The organism is Chromobacterium amazonense (assembly GCF_001855565.1).
GTDB classification, from domain to species: Bacteria; Pseudomonadota; Gammaproteobacteria; order Burkholderiales; family Chromobacteriaceae; genus Chromobacterium; species Chromobacterium amazonense.
In genome coordinates this window covers 24,516-45,100 of the sequence record NZ_MKCR01000027.1, presented here as the reverse complement: position 1 = coordinate 45,100, position 20,585 = coordinate 24,516, and the positions used below count along the sequence as shown (strand labels likewise).

Genomic DNA, 20,585 nt, shown 5'->3' with positions numbered 1-20,585 from the left:
TCCCGCTGATCCTGCGCTCACGCTTCAAGCCTGCAATAGCAACGGCAAGTCCGCCATCTGCGCAAACGCGCTCGCCGCTCCCGCCTCGATCAACCGACTGGCCGGCGTCAGCGCCGCATAGGCCCACACCGTCATGCCCGCCGCCGCGCCGGCCCGCACGCCGGTAGGCGTATCCTCGACCACCAGGCAGCGGGCAGGATCGACATCCAGACTGCGCGCCGCATGCAGAAACACGTCCGGCGCCGGCTTGGGCGCGGCCACCTCCTGCGCGCTGAACATCCGGCCGGCGAAACGCGGCAATAAACCCGTCAGCCCCAGCGTGGCGCGCATCTTGTCATGGCTGCCGTTGGACGCCACGCAGTACGGCAAAGGCAAGGCCTCCAGCATCTGCGGCACGCCAGCCACCACTTTCAGCTCCGCTTCCAGCGCGGCTTGGCAGCGGCGGCGGTATTCCGCCTCAAACCCTGGCGGCGGCGCCTGGCCCAGCATTTCGGCAACCTGCTTCAGGCATTGCGCCATGGACAGGCCGACGAAGTGGCTGAACATATCGTCCAGCGTCACCGGCAAGCCCAGCTCATTGAGCATGCCGGCGAACACGGCATTGGTGATGCGCTCGCTGTCGACCAGCACGCCATCGCAGTCGAAAATAATCAAATCAAATCGAGACATCGGCCGTCCTCATCATAAAATCATATTATGCCATTGATATTTTCATCCCGACATTTCCTCACGCCGAGCGCGAGCGTTTGCCCTCTCAAGGTCCATCGCGACGACTACGTATTTGTCCTTATCAAAACCATCTATTCTGAAGCAGAACCCGAGCCCGCCAGCGCCTAGCCTGAGCGACGCTTGCCCATCCCCCCCACTCCACCGCGGCGAAGCGAGCATGTTTGACAGAAACGACAAAGGCATCATGCTGAAGGCCATCATGGTTGCCGCCCCCATCCTGCTCTGCATGGGGCTGCTGCCGGTCTTGTCCTTCTATATCGAAAAGCTGGAAGAGGACGGCAGGGCGGAGATTGTGGAATACATCGCCATCGCCCAGGCCGCCATGGCGGTGAAGTTTGACGCGGCGGACCTGAACGGCTGGCAAACCGGCTACGCGCTGGACATCGTCCGCCACGTGGCAGGCGCAAGCAGCAACGATTCGATCAGCCGGTCGGAGTTTCTACGCTCCGCCGACAACTTCAACCGGGATCTCGGCAAACTGCGCGCGATGCGCCTCGACCATGACCAACGCAGCCTGCTCAACAGCGTGCAGGAAGATTTCAACCGCTTCATGGCTCTGGATCGCAAAATCATCGCTTTATACCGCGCCCAGGATGCCGCCTCGCAGGACAAGGCATCGAAGCTGGTCATGAACGAGGAAATCCGCATCTTCAACCACATCTCGGAAAGCGCCAACACGCTGGCGGTCTCAATCACCCTGGACCTGATGAAGAAAGTGGCGCAATCCAACTCCTACGGCATCGTCGCCCGCTGGATGATGCTGGTGATGTGGATCATCGCCAGCGCCATGGGCTTTTTGCTGGTGCGGCTGCTGCACAAATGGCTGAGCCAGATGCGCAGCCTGATGCAGAAGCTGGAGTCGCTGGCCGGCACCGACGAGTTGACACAGCTGCCCAACCGCCGCACCTGGGACTTGCAGATCGAGATGATGCTGGCCACGGCTCGACGCTACCGCTACCCCCTCGCCATCGCGCTGTTCGATCTGGACCACTTCAAGCAATTCAACGACACCTATGGCCACCCAGAAGGCGACCGTCTATTGCGCGAAGCATCGTTGCTGATCAAATCGCGCATGCGGCAATCGGACCTGTTCGCCCGCTTTGGCGGCGAGGAATTCGTGCTGGCCTTGATGGACTGCGACCTGCCGCAGGCGGTGACGCGCATCGAATCGCTGCGCCGCAACCTGCCGGACCAGCAGACCTTCTCCGTCGGCGTCACGCTGTGGCAAGAGGACGAACGGATACACAGCACGCTGGCGCGCGCGGACAAAGCGCTGTACCAGGCCAAGAACGGCGGACGGGATAGGGTGGTGAGCGTGGAGCCGCCTGCGGGAAAAGGCGAGGAAAGCTAGACGGCCAGCTAAACCAGCCGTTCTGCCAATTGAGCCAGCATGGAGATTTGGCTCGACGGCGGCGGCATCTCCGCCGGCCAGGGATGAAAGCCGCTCAGCCACACCGGCGCCATCCCCGCCCGCGCGGCGCCGATCACGTCGTTGAGCGGATGGTCGCCGATATACCAACAATCCTCCGGCGCCACGCCCAACGCCTCCGCCGCCACTCGGAAAATCGCCGCGTCCGGCTTTTTCACGCCGGCCGACTCGGAGCTGACTGTCAGCTCGATAGCCGCGGCAAACGGCAGCCGCGCCACCTTTTCCAGCCGCGTGCGGTGGCTGCCGTTGGAAATCACGCCCACGCGCACACCATTCGCCGAAAGAAAGCCCACCGCCTCCGCCGCCCCCGGCATCGCCGCCGTGCAAACGGCGTTATGGCGCTCCCAATGATCCAGCAGCGCGTCCTGCTCCACCGCCTGCCGCCAGACGATCTGCGTTTTCAAACCATGGGACACCGCCTGCTTGATCGAAGTGAATGGCGAGTCCGTGGGCAGGTAGCCGCCGTTGTCGCAACGCTTCACCACCGCGGCGACGTGCGCCTCGCCGCCGCCATCGATGGCATCGCCGAAATCGCGCCAAAACCGGCGGGCGTAAAGATCAATGCTGGCCTCGCGATGCACCAGGGTGTTGTCCAGATCGAAGAAAACCGCTCGCGGCAGCATCATGCGACGTCCACCGCGTCCACCGCGTCCACCAAGCCGCCATATTCCTCCGAATACGTGTAACGGCCATCCAGCGCGCCGGCCACAAAATCGGCGAAATACGCTTCAAACCCCGCCGTCACCCGCTCGCGGTCGCCGGTTTCATGCCACATAGTAATCACCTGCCCAAGCGTGCCCGATTCCGCCGGGTCCAGGTCCAGGCATAGATGATCGCCGCCGCTGTTGTGGGTGAAGGGAATCCAGCGCAGATTCCACCAGTCGTTCTTGACGCCCGCTTCCGGCTCCGACGTTTCGCCAGCGAAAACGCCGTCGTCCAACAGTTCCTTCCTGACGCGCCACTGCCGGTACACCTCCTCGCAAGACAGGAATGCCATCCCGTCGAACAGGAAGTCGCCGCCGCTCTGCCCGTCATGAATCTTCAGGCAGGCCACATAATCGGCCGGCAGCGTCACGCCCACCTGCCGCTCCAGCTCGGCGATTTGCGCGTCGCTGGCCGGCGGATTCAAACTCGCCAACCCATCCGGCCAATGCTCGGCCAGCCATGCCTCGAACTGCCGCCACAACTCATCCATGCTCAACCTTTCTTTCCGCTACCCGGAAATCATCGCATGCCCAAGAAGAAGGGGCAGCCATCGCCCCGCCCCCCGTCATCCAACCCTATTTGCCATCAGCCGGCAATCCGCCCCATCCGTTCCGCCAGTAGCAAGTGGCAGGCGGCGGCCAGTTTGACCAAGTCGGTGTTGTTGACCAGCATCCGGCCCGGTTCGGCGATCAATCCGGTAAGTTGGTCTCCATCGTAGGTTGGCGCTGAGCGCAGCGAAGCCCAACGTTCACCGCGCCCTACTCCTGCAACTGCACCACAACGCTTTCCCCTGCCCAATCCTCAGGCAACCACCCCAACCTGACATAGCGATGAAAGCTGGAATACGGCCACTCAAGCACTCGCTCCACATGGCCATGCTTGACCGGGTTGTAATGGATGTAATCCACATGCGCCTGCAAATCCGCCTCATCCCGGATCTGATGCTCCCAATACCGCCGCTGCCAGATGCCGCGCTCCCGCTTGCGCTCTCGACTCTCCCGAATTCGTTCGATTTTGGGTAGATTGCGCGAAAATGCCGCCTTGATCAGAGCCATTCTTGTCGGATAGTCCGCATCGCCCTCCGGGAAGGTCCATACCGCATGGAAATGATCCGGCAACACCACCATGGCGACGATCTCAAAGGGATGGCGGTCACGCACTTGGCGAACAGCCTGCCGTAAAACGTCGATATGACGAGTCAGATAGTCTTGTCGCCGATCCGCCAAGTTCACGGTGAGGAAACATGTGCCGCCTTCTGCTATTAACCGACGATAACGCATGGATTACCTCCAGCACACCCGCGGTAAACGTTGGGCTTCGCTGCGCTCAGCTCCAACCTACACGCCAACGAATCCCAGGGCCAGCTTGAGCACCAAACCGAACCGACTCGCCCCATCCCCCATCAGCACGAGCCGGCTCCGAAACCATTCCCAAGGCCAGAGCTGAGCCAATCAAAGATTGGCACGCTCAAGCCGCCGGTTGTTCGACGCGGGGCGACGTTAGCGCATACCGCTGAGCGAATCAAAGATTCGCACGCATGTAGTTCCGGCGGCTCCTTGGAAATGGCTTTGGAGCCGGGGTTTCGCCGGGCGGTTGGGGCGGCCTGGGATTCCAAGGGGCTGGCCGCACAGCCCCTGGCCCGTCCGCCGGGCGGAACCGGCATCAAAATCATCCGTCCGCGAAGCGGACACAAAACTCGTGCCCACGGGCATACACCCAGCAACGTCCCCCTCTCCCCGCCCCCTCTCCCTCCTTCGAAGAAAGGCTTGATGGCGGCGGAACGCCCGCTTCGCGGGCTTCCGCCCTACAAAATCCACTTATCATATCATCCAGCAAAAACAAAAAGGGCAAGCCCCAAGGCTTGCCCCTTCTTCATCTGATGGCGATCAATCAACCGCCGATCAAACTTTACTTCTTGCGTTGCGGCGGCAGGTCCGTGCAGGTGCCGTGCGCCACTTCCGCCGCCATGCCGATGGACTCGCCCATCGTCGGGTGCGGGTGGATGGTCTTGCCGATGTCGGTCGCGTCGCAACCCATCTCGATCGCCAGGCACACCTCGCCTATCATGTCGCCGGCGTGCGGGCCGACGATGCCGCCGCCGATGATCTGGTGGCTTTCGGCGTCGAAGATCAGCTTGGTGAAGCCTTCGTCGCGGCCGTTGGCGATGGCGCGGCCGGAGGCGGCCCACGGGAACACGCCCTTCTCGATCTTCAGGCCCTGCTTCTTGGCTTCGTCTTCGGTCACGCCCACCCAAGCCACTTCCGGATCGGTGTAGGCCACGCCAGGGATCACGCGGGCGTCGAAGTAGGACTTCATGCCGGCGCAGTTTTCCGCCGCCACGTGGCCTTCATGCACGCCCTTGTGCGCCAGCATCGGCTGGCCGACGATGTCGCCGATGGCGAAGATGTGCGGCACATTGGTGCGCTGCTGCTTGTCCACCTGGATGAAGCCGCGGTCGGTCACCGCGATGCCGGCGTTTTCCGCGCCGATCAGCTTGCCGTTAGGCGCGCGGCCGGTGGCGTACAGCACCAGGTCGTAGCGTTGCGGTTCCTTCGGGGCTTGCGCGCCTTCGAAGGTCACCCACACGCCGTCTTCCTTCGGCTCCACGGCCACGGTCTTGGTGTTCAGCATGATGTTGTCGAAGCGGTGCGCGTTCCACTTCTGCCATACCTTGACCAGGTCGCGGTCGGCGCCCTGCATCAGGCCGTCCATCATTTCCACCACGTCCAGGCGCGCGCCCAGCGTGGAGTAGACGGTGCCCATTTCCAGGCCGATGATGCCGCCGCCGATGATCAGCATGCGGTCGGCCACGCCCTTCAGCTCCAGCGCGCCGGTGGAGTCCACCACACGCGGATCGTCCGGGATGAACGGCAGCTTCACCACGCGGGAGCCGGCGGCAATGATGGCGTTCTTGAACTTGACGATCTTCTTCTCGCCGGACTCTTCGCGGCCTTTGCCGGTGGTCAGCGAGACTTCGATGTGATGCGGATCGATGAAGCGGCCGTTGCCGCGCACGATCTCCACCTTGCGCGCCTTGGCCATGCCGCCCAGGCCGCCGGTCAGCTTGGCGATGACCTTTTCCTTGTAGCCGCGCAGCATGTCGATATCGACTTCCGGCTTGCCGAACTTGATGCCGTTGGCGGCCAGGTGGCTCACTTCGTCGATCACCGCGGCGTTGTGCAGCAGCGCCTTGGACGGGATGCAACCCACGTTCAGGCACACGCCGCCCAGGGTGGCGTAGCGCTCGACGATGACGACCTTCAGGCCCAGGTCGGCCGCGCGGAAGGCGGCGGAGTAGCCGCCGGGGCCGCCGCCCAGCACCATCACGTCGCACTCGATGTCGGCGCCGCCGCTATGGCTGGCGGCGATCGGCGCGGCTTGCGGCGCGAAGCCGGCTTGGGTGGTGGCGGAAGCCACGCCCACAGTTTCCACCGGCTTGACTTCAGCCGGCGCGGCGGCGGCAGCGGCGCCCGCTTCCAGCACCACGATCAGGTCGCCTTCGGAGACCTTGCTGCCCACGGCGACGCGCACTTCCTTGACGGTGCCGGCGGCTTCGGCCGGCACTTCCATGGTGGCTTTGTCGGTTTCCAGCGTGATCAGGCTGGCTTCTTTTTCAATCACGTCGCCCGGCTTGACGAACACTTCGATCACGTCCACGTTGTTGTGGCCGCCGATGTCCGGGACTTTCAATTCGATCAGATTGCTCATGGTTTTCCATCCGTAGGGCGGAAGCCCCCGCTTTACCGGGGGCGTTCCGCCGTATTGCATGCGGCAAGGAGAAGGCGGAACGCCTCGGCAAGCCGAGGCTTCCGCCCTACCATTACAGGATCAGACGGCGCACGTCCGACAGCAGCTTGCCCAGGTGCACGGTGAAGCGCGCGGCGGCCGCGCCGTCGATCACGCGGTGATCGAAGGACAGGGAGAGCGGGCACATCAGGCGCGGCGCGAATTCCTTGCCGTTCCACACCGGCTTGATCTGCGACTTGCAGACGCCGAGGATGGCCACTTCCGGCGCGTTCACGATAGGCGTGAAGCTGGTGCCGCCGATGCCGCCCAGGGACGAGATGGTGAAGGTCGCGCCCTGCATGTCGGTCGGCTTCAGCTTGCCTTCGCGGGCCAGCTTGGACAGGTCGGTCAGTTCCTGGGCGATCTGGCGCAGGCCCTTCTTGTCCGCGTCCTTGATCACCGGCACCACCAGGCCGTTAGGCGTGTCGGCGGCGAAACCGATGTGGTAGTACTGCTTCAGCACCAGGTTGTCGCCGTCCAGCGAGCTGTTGAAGGTCGGGAAGGCCTTCAGCGCCTCGGCGGCGGCCTTGATGATGAAGGCCAGCGGGCTGATCTTCAGGCCGGACTTTTCCCATTCCTTGCCCACGGTCTTGCGGAAGTCTTCCAGCTCGGTGATGTCGCACTCGTCGTTGAACGTGACGTGCGGGATCATCACCCAGTTGCGCGACAGATTGGCGCCGGAAATCTTCTGGATGCGCGACAGCGGCTTGGTTTCGATCGGGCCGAACTTGGCGAAGTCCACCTTCGGCCACGGCAGCAGGTCCAGACCCGCGCCGGAGCCGGCCTGCGCGGCAGCCGGGGCCAGAGCGGCCGGGTTCTGCATCACGCCCTTGACGAAGGCTTTGACGTCGTCTTCGGTGATGCGGCCCTTGCGGCCATTGCCCTTCACCTTGCCCAGGTCCACGCCCAGTTCGCGCGCCAGGCGGCGCACGGACGGACCGGCGTGGGCCTTGGAGAAGGCGATTTCGTCGATGGCGGCGGACACGGCGGCGGCGACCGGCGCCACCACCGGCGCGGCTGCGGGCGCGGCGGCGACCGGGGCGGAAGCGGCTGCGACAGCGCCACTTCCTCGCAACGCTTCGCTACCTTGCTCGGTCGCCACCACGACTATCAGGTCGCCTTCGCTGACCTTGTCGCCCACCTTGATCTTCACTTCCACCACTTTGCCCGCGGCGGTGGCCGGCACTTCCATGGTGGCCTTGTCGGTTTCCAGCGTGATCAGGCTGTCGTCGACGGCGATTTCGTCGCCGACTTTGACGGTCACTTCGATCACGTCGACGCCGTTATGGCCGCCGATGTCCGGCACGCGGATTTCGCTGCGGCCGGAAGCCGCCGGGGCGGCAGGCGCGGCGGCGGGAGCGGCGGCTACCGGAGCCGGGGCAGCGGCCGGAGCGGCTGCGGGCGCCGGCGCGGCTGCCGCCGGGGTCGGAGCGGACGCGGCTGCGCCCACTTCCAGGATGGCGATCACATCGCCTTCGGAAATCTTGCCGCCCACGGCGACTTTCACTTCCTTGATCACGCCGGCGGCTTCGGCCGGCACTTCCATGGTGGCCTTGTCGGTTTCCAGGGTGATCAGGGAGTCGTCCACGGACACGGTCTGGCCCGGGGCGATGAATACTTCGATGATGTCTACATTGCTGTGGCCGCCGATGTCGGGCACTTTCAGTTCGATCAGATTGCTCATGAGCTTTCCATTCGTAGGGCGGAAGCCCCTCTCGGGGCGTTCCGCCGGATATCCGCTACAGATTCGCTTGCCATAGTAAAGGCGGAACGCCCCGTATTCCTTCGCGACGCTTCGCTTGCCTCGCTCAGTCATGCCGGGGCTTCCGCCCTACCGTTACACCTTCCAGCTCGGCAGCTTGTCGGTCTTGATGCCGTACTTGGCGATGGCCTCGGCCACCTTGGCGCCTTCGATCTTGCCGTCGCGGGCCAGGGCGGACAGGGCCGCCAGCGCCACGTGGTAGCGGTCGACTTCGAAGAAGGAGCGCAGGTTGGCGCGGCTGTCCGAGCGGCCGAAACCGTCGGTGCCCAGCACGACATAGCGGCCCGGCACGTAGGCGCGGATCTGGTCGGCGTAGTTGCGGATGTAGTCGGTTGCGGCAACCACCGGGCCGGAGCGGCCAGCCAGCTGCTGTTCGACGTAGGAGACGCGGGCCTCGGCGGTCGGGTTCAGCAAGTTGTGGCGCTCGGCTTCCATGCCGTCGCGGCGCAGCTGGTTGAAGGAGGTCACGCTCCAGATGTCGGCGCCGATGCCGAAGTCGTTCTTCAGCAGTTCGGCCGCGGCCATCACTTCGCGCAGGATGGTGCCGGAACCCATCAGCTGCACCTTGACCTTGGCATCGCCGCCGTCCTGCAGCAGGTACATGCCCTTCAGGATGCCCTCTTCCGCGCCTGCCGGCATGGCCGGGTGGGCGTAGTTTTCGTTCATCAGGGTCAGGTAGTAGAAGACGTCTTCCTGCTCCGCGTACATGCGGCGCAGGCCGTCCTGCACGATCACCGCCAGCTCGTAGGCGAAAGTCGGGTCATAGCTGATGCAGTTCGGGATCAGGCCGGCCTGGATGTGGCTGTGGCCGTCTTCATGCTGCAGGCCTTCACCGTTAAGCGTGGTGCGGCCGGCGGTGCCGCCCAGCAGGAAGCCGCGGGCGCGCATGTCGCCTGCCGCCCAGGCCAGGTCGCCGATGCGCTGGAAGCCGAACATCGAGTAGTAGATGTAGAACGGAATCATCGGCTGGCTGCTGTTGGCGTAGCTGGTCGCCGCGGCGATCCAGTCGGCCATGGCGCCCGGCTCGTTGATGCCTTCCTGCAGGATCTGGCCGTCCTTGGATTCCTTGTAGAACATCAGCTGGTCGGCGTCCTGCGGCACGTAATTCTGGCCCTGGGTGGACCAGATGCCGTACTGGCGGAACATGCCTTCCATGCCGAAAGTGCGGGACTCGTCCGGCACGATGGGCACGATGCGCTTGCCGATGTTCTTGTCCTTCAGCAGCGTGCCCAGCATGCGCACGAAGGCCATGGTGGTGGAGTACTCGCGCTCGCCTGACGATTGCAGCTGGCCGTCGAACACCGACAGCGGCGGCACTTCCAGAACGGTCTTCACCGGCTTGCGGGCCGGCAGGTAGCCGCCAAGCTGGGCGCGGCGTTCGCGCATGTACTTCATTTCCGGACTGTCTTCCGGCGGCAGGTAGTACGGCACGTTCGGCAGCTCTTCATCGGACACCGGGATGCCGAAGCGGTCGCGGAATTTGCGCAGGCTGTCCAGGTCCATCTTCTTGGCCTGGTGAGCGATGTTCATCGCCTCGCCGGACGCGCCCATGCCGTAACCCTTGATGGTCTTGGCCAGGATCACGGTCGGACGGCCGTTGGCGTTGTGGGTGGCTTCGTGGTAAGCCGCGTACACCTTATGCGGGTCGTGGCCGCCGCGGTTGAGATTCCAGATCTCTTCGTCGGACATATTGGCCACCATTTCGCGCAGCTCCGGGTACTTGCCGAAGAAGTGTTCGCGAACGTAAGCGCCGTCCTTGGACTTGAAGGTCTGGTAGTCGCCGTCCACGCACTCGTCCATGCGCTTCTTCAGCAGGCCCTTGGTGTCCATGGCCAGCAGCGGGTCCCAACGGGAGCCCCAGATCACTTTCAGCACGTTCCAGCCGGAACCGCGGAAGTCGCCTTCCAGTTCCTGGATGATCTTGCCGTTACCGCGCACCGGGCCGTCCAGACGCTGCAGGTTGCAGTTGATCACGAACACCAGATTGTCCAGGCCTTCGCGCGCGGCCATGGCGATGGCGCCCAGCGATTCCGGCTCGTCCATTTCGCCGTCGCCGCAGAAGCACCACACCTTGCGGCCATGGGTCTTGGCCAGGCCGCGGCTTTCCAGGTACTTCAGGAAGCGGGCTTGGTAGATGGCCATCAGCGGGCCCAGGCCCATGGAAACGGTCGGGAACTGCCAGAAGTCCTTCATCAGCCACGGGTGCGGATACGAGGACAGGCCCTTGCCGTCCACTTCCTGGCGGAAGCTATCCATTTGCTCGGCGGTCAGGCGGCCTTCCATGAAGGCGCGGGCGTACACGCCCGGCGCGATGTGGCCTTGGAAATAGATCAGATCGCCGTCTTGCTCGTCGTTCTGGGCGCGCCAGAAGTGGTTGAAGCCGACGTCGTACAGCGTGGCGGAAGATTGGAACGATGCGATGTGGCCGCCCAGCTCCAGATCCTTCTTGCCGGCGCGCAGCACCATGGCGGCGGCGTTCCAGCGGTTGATCGAGCGGATGCGATGCTCCATCTCGTGGTTGCCCGGCGACTTGACTTCTTTGCCGACCGGGATGGTGTTCTGATACGCGGTGGTAGCGTCGAACGGCAGGTGGGCACCGCGACGGCGGGTGCGCTCGACCATTTTTTCCAGCAGGAAGTGCGCGCGTTCTGCGCCTTCGTTGTCCAGCACCGATTCCAGCGCTTCAGTCCACTCCTGGGTTTCCAACGGATCGATATCGTCAGGGAAAGTTGCAGCCATCTCTGGTCCTCACAGCGGGTGACATCGGGGACCGCGTCGTGGTGCCGGCCCCGCGTTTATGCAATCGGCTCGAAACCGAGCCAATTATTTGATTTGCGATTATAAACGAACAGATTCGCAAATAAAAATGTTCATTTGCGAATTGATATTGCGAGACTACGCCAGTGTACGACTGGTTACATTCGTAAAGGAATAGGCGTAACGACCGATGACAGCAGGAAGTCGCAAAAACAATCGATGGTGCAACGCATCATGTTGTTTTTTTGCGATAACTCGCGCGAATTTGAAACATTTGTTTCAATTGCGGTCAGCCTTGCGTTCTTCCTTGGCCAGCGGCGCCACTTCGCGCAGGCGGGCATCCACCATGGAGCGCAGATAGAAATCATCGCCCTTGGCCTTGCTGGCCAGCTGATACTGCTCCATCGCCGCGTTGTAACGCTGTTCGTAATAGAAAGCATTGCCCAGCGCGGCGTGGTAGCGCAGCGGATCTTTGTCTGCGTACAGCTTGGCCTCGCGCCGATACAGCGCCGGATCGTCGCGCTTGCTGTCCAGCAGCGGGCGCAGCAGCGCCTGCGCCGTCTTGCGGTCGCCGCTGTCCAGCGCCACATCCAGCTGCGCCAGCTGCAGGGCCGCATTGCGCGGGAAGGCTTCCAGGCCGGCGCGCGCCGCCTTGGCCGCCCCGGCCCAGTCGCTGCCGTCGCGGGCGATCTCCACTTCCAAGCCGTACAGCATCGGGTTATTCGGCAGCTTGGCGCGGGCCTTGGCCAGCGCCTCGCGCGCGCCTGCGCGGTCGTGCTGCTGCAGCTTGGCCCGCGCCAAGCCATACCAGTTGGCGCCTTCACTGAGGTACAGCCCGCGGCTCAGCGTGCTGTTGTAATACGCCACCGCCTCCTCCGGCGTCATGGTCAGGTTGCGCAGCTTCTCGCGCACCAGCAGGTAGTCGGTGCTGTCGGCGCGCATCTTCACCGGATAATCCAGCGCGCGGTTCTGCGCCTCGCTGATCCGCTCCACCGTCACCGGGTGGGTGCGCAGGAAGGCGTAGGCCGCGCTGTCGGTGTATCGGCTGGCCTGCTCCAGGCGCTGGAAGAACGAGGCCATATTGCGCACGTCGTAGCCGGCGTTGCTCATGTACTGCATGCCGATGCGGTCGGCTTCGCGTTCGAAATCGCGCGAGAACGCCAACTGGCGGGAAATCGACAAACCCATGCCGGCCGATACCGCGCCCATGGCGCCCTCGCCGCTGCCGGCCTTGGCCGCCAGCGCGGCGGCGACGATGGTGCCGAGCAACAGCAAGGGACTGGTGGCGCTGTTGGCGGCCTGCATCCGGGCGATATGGCGCTGGGCGACGTGAGCGGTTTCATGGCCAAGCACGCCGGCCAGCTCGCCCTCGCTCTGCGTGGCCAGGATCAAGCCGATATTGACCCCCACGTAGCCGCCGGGCATCGCGAAAGCGTTGATGCCGGTATCCGCGACGCAGAAATAAGTGAAGCGCACGCCTTGCAGCGACACCGAGGCGGACAACTTCCCGCCGATGTCGTTCAGATAACTGTTGATTTCCGGGTCGTCCAACACATCGCCGGCCTCGCGCATCGCGCGCAGGGCGTTGCGGCCGATGCGCGACTCATCGGACAGAGAGAGGGAGGCATCGGAGACTTCGCCCAGATCGGGCAGATCGGCGCGGACGGACAGCGGCTGCGCCAGGATCGAGGCCAGCAGCGCACACAACAGGCGACGTTTCATCATGGACCCTATGATAGCCGGGAAGCCATGAAAGTTGCATTGGACAAGTTGTGCGCATTGCTAAACATTTGTTGTTCGCCCCTGTTCATGACGAAAGGATTCCGGCTAGACTCGATTCGTCCTCACTGCCTGCCAACCGCCATGACCCTGCTGCCCGCCGCGCCGCCGCGCCTGCTCGATGCCCCCGGCCGCCCCGCTTTCGGCGTCTATCAAGGCATAGTCGACGATCTGAGCTGGCAGGCGCTGGCCCTGACGCCCCGCCAACGGCTGACCCGCCCGCTGCACCACAAGCGCTGGCAATACGCCGCGCTGGCGCATGCCGACTTTTTCATCGGCTTCGCCATCGTCGATGTCGGCTGGAACGGCACCGCCTTCGCCTATTTGTTTGACCGCCGCCGGCGCCAGGTCACCGCCGCCGCCAGCGCCAACGGCCTGCCCGGCCTCGGCGCGCAGGTGGACGACCGCGTGTTCGGCCATGCCCGCTTCCGCCTGCCCGGCCACGACTTCCGCTTCCAACGCGACGGCGACGCGCTGCGGCTGAGCCTAAGCAGCCGCAAACTGACGCTGGACGCCGTCGTCGACTTGAGCGCCGCGCCGCCGGTGCTGGCCGCCATCGCGCCGGCCAACTATCTGGCGCACAGCACGCACAAGAGCGGCGGCCTGGCGGTGAGCGGCGAAGCGCGCTGCGCCGGCGGCCGCTTCGACCTGGCGGGCGCGGTGGCCTCGCTGGACTATTCCAACGGGCTGCTGGCGCGCGAGACGCGCTGGCGCTGGGCCAGCGCGCACGGCAGAAACATCGGCTTCAATCTGCAGCAGGGCTTCATGGGCGACGCCGAAAACGCCGTGTGGCTGCATGGCAAACTCTTCCGCGTCGGCGCCGCCTCGTTCGATTACCAGCCAAACGATCCGCTGGCGCCGTGGCGCGTCGCCAGCGCGGACGGCGTGGTCGATCTGACGTTCACGCCGGAAGGCGCGCGGCGCGAAGACAAGAACCTGCTCATCGCCGCCAGCCGCTACGTGCAGCCGATAGGCCGTTTCAACGGCACGCTGATCGACCCCGACAGCGGCGAGCGCCACCCGGTGCGGGAGCTGGTCGGCGTGACCGAGGATCATGTGTCGCGCTGGTAGCGCGGCCCGCAGGAAACCATATGCTGTTGCTGAAATTGCTGCTGGTCCCCGCGCTGATCTGGCTCATCAGCCTCGCGGCCAAGAAATGGGGACCGGGCGTGGCCGGCGCGCTGGCCGGCTTTCCGGTGATCACCGGCTCCATTTTGCTGATTCTGAGCCTGGAGCAGGATGTCGCCTTCGTCCGGGAGGCCTCTCTCGCCGCCGCGCTGGGCACCAGCGCCAATCTGGTGTTCGGCATCGCGTATAGCTGGGCGGCGCGAAACCAGTCATGGCCGCTCAGCTTGCTGGCTGGTTTGGCGGCTTACTCGCTGGCGGTGGCGTTAAGCCACTGGGCGCAGCCGTCCGGTTGGCAATGCGCCGTTTTCGGTCTCCTTTTTCTGCCGCTGGCCGACAAATGCTTTCCCGCGCCGCCCAATGCGCCTGATCGGCCGCCGCGCCATGCCGGCATGGCGGCCCGCATGCTGGCCGGAGCCGCCCTGGTGCTTGCCATCACCGGCCTGTCATCCCGATTAGGTCCCAGCCTCAGCGGCCTGTTGGCGGTGTTTCCGGTGCTGGGTTCGGTGCTGGCGGTGTTCAGCCACATCAGCGCCGGCCCCGCCGTCACCATTCGGCTACTGCGCGGCATGGTGCGCGGCTTTTATGCCTTTGTCGCGTTCTGCATCGCCCTCGCCCTGGCTTTAGGCGCGTTGCCTACGCCCTTGGCCTTCGGCAGCGCGCTGGCCTTGGCGGTGCTGGTGCAAATCGTATTGATGTGGCTGGGACGCCATCGCTGTTAAAGAAAACGCCCCGCGGCTGGCGCCTGCGGGGCGGTTCGAGACCGACAGACTCAAATCAGCGCGCGCCGATGGGCAGCACGGTGCGGCCGTGCTGTTCGTTCAGCACAGTAGCCATCGCCAAATAGATGGCGCTGGCGCCGCAGACGATGCCTTCGAAGCCGGCGATCATGCCGATCACGGCGCTGCTGGTGAAGTCGCGCGCCGCCAGCAGGAAGAACAGAACGGTCAGCGAGGCGAACACGAACTGCTTCACGCGCGGGTAATGGACGGTGCCCAGCAGCATGAACAGCGTGAACACGCCCCACAGCAACAGATACCAGGCCATATAGCCTTCCGGGGTGGCATCGGCCAGACCCATCTTGGGCAGCACCAGCAGCACAACCAGGCTCAGCCAGAACAAGCCGTAAGACAGGAAGGCGGTCACGCCGAAAGTATTGCCGCGGCGGAATTCCATGATGCCGGCGATGATCTGCGCCACGCCGCCATAGCACAGGCCCATCGCCAGGATCATGGCGCTGATCGGATAAAAGCCGGCGTTATGGATATTCAAAAGAATGGTGGTCATGCCGAAGCCCATCAGGCCCAGCGGGGCCGGGTTGGCCAATTTCTCGTTCACAAAGCGCTCCAAAATAAGCAAGCATTAATATTTAAGGAGGCGCGATTCTAGGCAAGCCCACCGGCTACGGCAAGGAGATTCATCAAACTCTGTATAATTAGTGCGCCAGCCCGCCATCGCATGGTCCCGCCCCCGAACAGACCCGCCTGCTGCGAATTTCTGTCCCGACTTTGCCGACTGGTGATAGCATGCCGCCCGGAATGGAGTAAAAGCACCAGGGCGTATTGACCTTTGTTTTCCCTGAAGCAAGGCGGGAGAATGAACGTGAATACGTCCCGTACACGTCATCCGCACAGGAATATAGACAGCATGGACCGACTGAATACCCTGCTCGAACACAACCGCGCTTTCGTGGAAAGCCGCGAGTACGAGCAATACAAAACCGACAAGTTTCCCGGCAAAGGCCTGGCCATCCTGGCCTGCATGGATGCCCGCCTGGTGGAGCTGCTGCCCAAGGCCATGGGCCTGAAGAACGGCGACGCCAAGCTGATCAAGAACGCCGGCGCGCTGATCACCCATCCGTGGGGTTCGGTCATGCGCAGCCTGATCGTCGCCGTATACGAGCTGCGCGCCGAGGAAATCTGCGTGGTGGCGCATCGCGACTGCGGCATGCGCGCCATCGATCCGAACACCATCCTGGCCAGCGCCCAGGAGCGCGGCATCAGCGAAGACACCATCGCCACGCTGCGCGCGGCCGGCATCGACCTGGACACCTGGCTCAAGGGCTTCGACAACGTATCCGACAGCGTGCGCCACACCGTGCAGACCATACGCAACCACCCCTTGATACCCAAGGACGTCCCGGTACACGGCATGGTGATCCACCCGTCCACCGGCCGGCTGGAAGTGATCGTCAACGGTTACGGCGATGCCGAAGAGGTGGCGCCCGCCGCATGAATCCGCGCATCGGCATTTTTGGCGGCACGTTCGACCCCATCCACCATGCCCATCTGCGCATGGCGCGGGCCTTCGCCGCGGAATTGCAGCTCGATGAAGTCCGGCTGATCCCTGCCGGGCAACCCTATCACCGCGACAGCGGCCCCCGCGCCAGCCCGGCCGAGCGCTTGGAAATGGTGCGCCTCGCCGTCGCCGGCGAGCCGGCGCTGCGCGCCGACGACCGCGAAATCCGCCGTCCTCGCGCCGCCTATACCGTGGAAACCCTGCGCGAGCTGCGCGCCGAGCTCGGCCCGGCCGCCGAGCTATGGTTCCTGATCGGCGGCGACTCGCTGGCCCAGCTGTCCAGCTGGAAGGCGTGGCGCGAGCTGTTCGCCCTGGCCAACCTGGCCGTCGCCCTGCGCCCCGGCTTCGATCCGGACCAGCTGCCGCCGCCAGTGCTGGACGAGTGGCGCACTCGGCAAGTCCATGATTTTTCAAATCGAACAGCTTCCGGTACAATCCGGCCCCTGGCCCTGCCGCCGCTCGATCTGTCCGCCACCCGCCTGAGGGCGATGCTGGCCGCGGACGAAGCGGTGGACGGCCTGATCGACCCCGCCGTGCTGGCCTACATCCGCCGGCAGGGGCTATACCGGTAAGGCGCCGCCCTACCCGCTCTTTTTGGTACCTCTTGCCGGCCTGTGCCTGCTAAGTACCGGCACAGGAAAAGGACTTATGGAAATTCAAGAAATCAGCAAACTGGCTATCGAAGCCCTGGAAGACATCAAGGGCAAGGACATCATCGAGCTGGATACCAGCAAACTCACCTCGCTGTTCCAGCGCATGATCGTCGCCACCGGCGATTCCAACCGCCAGGTGAAGGCGCTGGCCAACAGCGTGCAAGTGAAACTGAAGGAAGCCGGCGTGGACATCGTCGGCAGCGAAGGCCACGAAAGCGGCGAATGGGTGCTGGTGGATGCCGGCGACGTGGTGGTGCATGTGATGCTGCCCGCCGTGCGCGACTACTACGACATCGAAGCGCTGTGGGGCGGCCAGAAGCCCAGCTTCGCCGTCGGCGCGGCCAAGCCGTGGTCTGCCGTCTAAGCTGACCCTCCGGGCGGGCATCAGGCCCGCCCTTGTTTCTCCATTCGCACAAGCCCTTCCCGATGAAAATCACCATACTCGCCGTCGGCACCAAGATGCCGCGCTGGGTCGATGAAGCCTATTCCGACTACGCCAAGCGATTCGGCCGCGACATCAGCCTTGAGCTGAAAGAGATCAAGCCGGAGAAACGCGGCGGCGGCGTCACCGCCGAGAAAGGCATCGCCGCCGAACACGAACGGCTGATGGCCGCCATCCCGCCGCGCGCGCGGCTGGTGGTGATGGACGAGCGCGGCAAGAACTGGACCTCGGTCAAGCTGGCGGAAGGTCTGAAGGAATGGATGGCGGGCGGCGACGACGTGGTGTTCGTCATCGGCGGCGCCGACGGCCTGTCGACCGAACTGAAACAGCGCGCCGACGTGCTGCTGCAGCTGTCCGCAATGACCCTGCCGCACGGCATGGTGCGGGTGATGCTGGCCGAACAGATCTACCGCGCCTACTCCATACTCAACAACCATCCGTATCACCGCGAGTAGGCCGCCCAACAGCCGCGCTCCTCAGGCGCGGCATTGCCGAACTCATTTGGCCGAACAGCGCCAGATCGGCAGCGAAGGCCTGGCCAATCATCAAGCGGCTGCTGCTTAAGCGATGCGGATGGCAGCAATGGGCATCATCAGTCGATGCCAACTTACCCACAGCAATGGCAATATCCAAAACTTATGCACAGATTGATGCAGCCTGCTGCCGCATAAAGTCCAGAAACACCGCCAACCGGGCCGAAACTCCGCGCGATGATGGCCAAAGCAGCCGCAATGGCACAAGCTCGCCGCTTTCGCTGTTCAATAAGGGCAGCAAGCTGCCATCGCCCAGCTCCCGCTGAATGGAAACGTCCGGCAGACAAGCAATGCCTTGCCCTTGCAGAACAAACTCCAGCCGCGCATGCACGCTATTGCACACCAGCGCGCGCGGCAGATCCGCATCGACCAAGGGCCAGGTTTCCAGTTTGCCGCTATTGGGCGAGCGGTAGTGGATCAGCCGATGTTGCGCCAACTGCTTGGGATGATCAGGGAGGCCATAGCGCGCCAGGTAGCTCGGCGCGGCCACGATCAGCCGGCGAAACCCCGCCAGCGACAGGCTGCGCAGCTTACTGTCATCCTCCTCGCCAACCCGGATCACCGCATCGAAGCCCTCCTCGATCAGGTCGACATTGCGCTCGCTGTAATCCAGCTCCAACGCGATATCGGGGTAGTGCAGCTGGAACGCCGCCAGAGGCTCGATCAACACGCCGCCGATAGGCGGCAGGCTGAGCCGCAATACGCCTCCCGGCAGGCGGCTGGCGCGCTCCAGCTCCGCGCGCATCGCTTCAGCCTCCGCCAGCATGCTCCGGCCGCGGCGCAATACCGTTTCTCCTTCCGCAGTCAGGGCCTGCGCGCGAGTGCTGCGCTGCAATAAGCGCATGCCCATTTCCCTTTCCAAGCGACTGATGCGCTTACCCACCGCCGACGCGGAAACCCCCAGTAGCCTTCCCGCGCCGACAAAGCTGCCTTGCTCCGCCACCGCGATGAAAACCGATAAATCACTCAATGAAGCCAACACCGCGTCCTCCTTTCCATTGCGGGCAGTGTAGCGCCATTCATGACAAATGGCTCCGGACAGTGCGGAGGGCTGGCCACCTGTTTCCTGCGCCATGCGGGGTTTAGGCTAGGGGCTGTTGACGTTTGGTGAGCGGTCGCGCCGGGATGCGTTTTGCGCCGAATCGAGGCGTTTCGCGCGCCGCATAGTCATTCTCTGCCAGCGCGGAACAACGAAGAGTCGGCGCGAAAGGTGCCCGGCCCTGCGGGTTTGGCCGCTTTGGGCCGGAAGCCGCGTTGCCCAGCCCTTGCATAGAATGACTATGCGTCGGACTGTGCGCCTTGCTTCCGGCCCAAATCGGCGCAAACGCGATCCACTCACCAAACGTCAACAGCCCCTAGCGCATCCCATCATTGACAGGACTCGCCATGCCTTCCCCCCGCTTACTCAGCCCCGCCCTGTTGACGCTGGCCGTCGCCGCCTTTGCCATCGGCACCTCCGAATTCATCATCATGGGTCTGCTGCCCATCATGGCGGCCGATCTGCACATCCCGCTGTCCCGCGCCGGCTATCTGGTATCGGCCTACGCTTTGGGCGTCGTGGCGGGCGGACCCGTATTGGCCGGCCTCATCGCCCGCTTGGAGGAAAAACGGGCGCTGATGGGCTTGATGTCGATTTTCGTCGCCGGCAATCTCGCCTGCCTGCTCGCGCCCAGCCTGATGCCTTTATTGCTGGCGCGGGTGCTGACTGCCTTTTGCCACGCCAGCTTCATCGGCACGGCCGCGGTGATGGCGGCGCGGCTGGCTCCGCCCGGCATGGCCGGGCGGGCGATGGCGCTGATGTTTTCCGGCATGACCCTGGCCAATGTGCTGGGGGTGCCGGCCGGCACGCTGATTGGTCAAGTCAGCGGCTGGCGCGCATCCTTCGCCGCGGTGATGGCGCTCGGCATCGTCACGCTGTTGCTGATTGGCTGGCAGGTCCCGGCACAATCCGGCAGCCCGGCAAGCGCTGCCAAACCACCGCGCTTGCCGGGCGTGGTTTGGTTCGCGCTGTTATGCAGTGTGCTCGCCGCCAGCAGCATGTTTGCCTTTTTCACCTATCTGCTGCCCGTATTGAACCAGATCAGCGGCTTGCCGCAGGCATACGCCAGCCCGGTCTTGCTGTTGTGCGGAATGGGTTTGGTGTTGGGGGGTTGGCTGGGCGGCCGCTTGACCGACTGGAACCTGAGCCGCGGCCTGGTACTGACGTTGCTGCTGCTATGCGCCAGCCTGCTCGGCTTTTATCTGCTCGCCGAGTGGCTAGGCCTGGCCCTGCTGCTGATGGCGACATGGGGAAGCATGGCGTTTGCCTTGTGCATGTTGTTGCAGGCGCTGGTCATCCGTCTGGCGGGGCCGGCCGCCGCCCGCGCCTCCACCTTCAATGTCGGCGCCTTCAATCTGGGCAACGCGCTGGGGGCCTGGCTGGCCGGCTGGCTGCTGGATCAAGGCGGATCGTTGGCGCGGCTCAGCCTACTCGCCGCGGCGCTGGCGGCCTTGACCTTGCTGGCTACGCTTGGAGTACTGCATGCTCGCGCCGCTCGAGGGGCTGTTGACGTTTGCTGCGCGGATCGCGTTTGAGCCGATTTGGGCC

18 protein-coding genes are annotated in these 20,585 nt (G+C 64.1%); 8 read left to right on the top strand and 10 right to left on the bottom strand.

Annotation, left to right across the window (positions count from 1 at the left end; translation table 11 throughout):
• Positions 1-24: 24 nt before the first annotated feature.
• Positions 25-669 (bottom strand): HAD family hydrolase, encoded by a 645-nt coding sequence (locus tag BI343_RS11200; RefSeq protein ID WP_071109743.1) that lies wholly within the window; start codon positions 667-669, stop codon positions 25-27.
• Between the two features lie 217 nt (positions 670-886).
• Here BI343_RS11200 and BI343_RS11190 point away from each other — a divergent pair, with 217 nt between their 5' ends.
• Positions 887-2,080 (top strand): GGDEF domain-containing protein, encoded by a 1,194-nt coding sequence (locus tag BI343_RS11190; protein ID WP_083340914.1) that lies wholly within the window; start codon positions 887-889, stop codon positions 2,078-2,080.
• Positions 2,081-2,088: 8 nt separating this feature from the next.
• Here BI343_RS11190 and BI343_RS11185 read toward each other — a convergent pair whose 3' ends face one another.
• From BI343_RS11185 to BI343_RS11155, 7 genes are all read right to left on the bottom strand, one after another.
• Positions 2,089-2,784, bottom strand: a complete 696-nt coding sequence (locus BI343_RS11185) for an HAD family hydrolase (RefSeq protein ID WP_083340913.1) — start codon at positions 2,782-2,784, stop codon at positions 2,089-2,091.
• Positions 2,781-3,353 (bottom strand): SMI1/KNR4 family protein, encoded by a 573-nt coding sequence (locus BI343_RS11180; RefSeq protein ID WP_071109740.1) that lies wholly within the window; start codon positions 3,351-3,353, stop codon positions 2,781-2,783. The genes BI343_RS11185 and BI343_RS11180 overlap by 4 nt, the downstream gene beginning before the upstream one ends.
• A gap of 268 nt (positions 3,354-3,621) precedes the next feature.
• Positions 3,622-4,143 carry an REP-associated tyrosine transposase gene (locus tag BI343_RS11175; RefSeq protein ID WP_071109739.1) on the bottom strand — a complete coding sequence of 174 codons (522 nt, stop codon included), beginning with the start codon at positions 4,141-4,143 and terminating at the stop codon, positions 3,622-3,624.
• Positions 4,144-4,771: 628 nt separating this feature from the next.
• Entirely contained in the window at positions 4,772-6,571 is a 1,800-nt protein-coding gene (gene lpdA, locus BI343_RS11170) for a dihydrolipoyl dehydrogenase (protein ID WP_071109738.1), read from the bottom strand.
• Between the two features lie 112 nt (positions 6,572-6,683).
• On the bottom strand, positions 6,684-8,333 hold the full coding sequence (gene aceF, locus BI343_RS11165; RefSeq protein WP_071109737.1) for a dihydrolipoyllysine-residue acetyltransferase: 1,650 nt from the start codon (positions 8,331-8,333) through the stop codon (positions 6,684-6,686).
• A gap of 153 nt (positions 8,334-8,486) precedes the next feature.
• Entirely contained in the window at positions 8,487-11,150 is a 2,664-nt protein-coding gene (aceE, locus tag BI343_RS11160; RefSeq protein ID WP_071109736.1) for a pyruvate dehydrogenase (acetyl-transferring), homodimeric type, read from the bottom strand.
• A 297-nt stretch (positions 11,151-11,447) separates the two neighbouring features.
• Complete coding sequence (locus tag BI343_RS11155; RefSeq protein ID WP_244886629.1) at positions 11,448-12,893, bottom strand: M48 family metalloprotease; 1,446 nt, start codon at positions 12,891-12,893, stop codon at positions 11,448-11,450.
• 138 nt (positions 12,894-13,031) lie between these two features.
• Between BI343_RS11155 and BI343_RS11150 the strand changes: the two genes are divergently transcribed.
• Together BI343_RS11150 and BI343_RS11145 are read left to right on the top strand one after the other, a co-directional pair.
• Positions 13,032-14,018, top strand: coding sequence for a DUF2804 domain-containing protein (locus BI343_RS11150; RefSeq protein ID WP_071109735.1), 987 nt, complete (start codon positions 13,032-13,034; stop codon positions 14,016-14,018).
• Positions 14,019-14,038: 20 nt separating this feature from the next.
• Positions 14,039-14,794 (top strand): hypothetical protein, encoded by a 756-nt coding sequence (locus tag BI343_RS11145; protein WP_071109734.1) that lies wholly within the window; start codon positions 14,039-14,041, stop codon positions 14,792-14,794.
• A 55-nt stretch (positions 14,795-14,849) separates the two neighbouring features.
• Here the strand turns inward: BI343_RS11145 and BI343_RS11140 are convergent, their stop codons facing one another.
• Positions 14,850-15,410: an acetate uptake transporter gene (locus tag BI343_RS11140; protein ID WP_071110007.1), complete on the bottom strand. Its 561-nt coding sequence runs from the start codon at positions 15,408-15,410 to the stop codon at positions 14,850-14,852.
• Positions 15,411-15,719: 309 nt separating this feature from the next.
• On the opposite strand from BI343_RS11140, the gene BI343_RS11135 reads away from it, so the two are divergent.
• The 4 genes from BI343_RS11135 to rlmH all read left to right on the top strand — a co-directional run bounded on the left by BI343_RS11135 (position 15,720) and on the right by rlmH (position 17,920).
• Positions 15,720-16,307, top strand: coding sequence for a beta-class carbonic anhydrase (locus BI343_RS11135; RefSeq protein ID WP_071109733.1), 588 nt, complete (start codon positions 15,720-15,722; stop codon positions 16,305-16,307).
• Positions 16,304-16,942: a nicotinate-nucleotide adenylyltransferase gene (gene nadD, locus BI343_RS11130; protein ID WP_071109732.1), complete on the top strand. Its 639-nt coding sequence runs from the start codon at positions 16,304-16,306 to the stop codon at positions 16,940-16,942. The genes BI343_RS11135 and nadD overlap by 4 nt, the downstream gene beginning before the upstream one ends.
• 76 nt (positions 16,943-17,018) lie before the next feature.
• The gene (gene rsfS / locus BI343_RS11125) at positions 17,019-17,387 is read left to right on the top strand and encodes a ribosome silencing factor (protein WP_011134073.1); all 369 of its coding nucleotides are present in this window, start codon (positions 17,019-17,021) and stop codon (positions 17,385-17,387) included.
• Positions 17,388-17,449: 62 nt separating this feature from the next.
• The gene (rlmH, locus tag BI343_RS11120) at positions 17,450-17,920 is read left to right on the top strand and encodes a 23S rRNA (pseudouridine(1915)-N(3))-methyltransferase RlmH (RefSeq protein ID WP_043622389.1); all 471 of its coding nucleotides are present in this window, start codon (positions 17,450-17,452) and stop codon (positions 17,918-17,920) included.
• Positions 17,921-18,101: 181 nt separating this feature from the next.
• Here rlmH and BI343_RS11115 read toward each other — a convergent pair whose 3' ends face one another.
• Positions 18,102-19,073 (bottom strand): LysR family transcriptional regulator, encoded by a 972-nt coding sequence (locus tag BI343_RS11115; protein ID WP_280513333.1) that lies wholly within the window; start codon positions 19,071-19,073, stop codon positions 18,102-18,104.
• 311 nt (positions 19,074-19,384) lie between these two features.
• Here BI343_RS11115 and BI343_RS11110 point away from each other — a divergent pair, with 311 nt between their 5' ends.
• Complete coding sequence (locus BI343_RS11110; protein ID WP_071109731.1) at positions 19,385-20,572, top strand: MFS transporter; 1,188 nt, start codon at positions 19,385-19,387, stop codon at positions 20,570-20,572.
• The last annotated feature ends 13 nt before the right edge of the window (positions 20,573-20,585 follow it).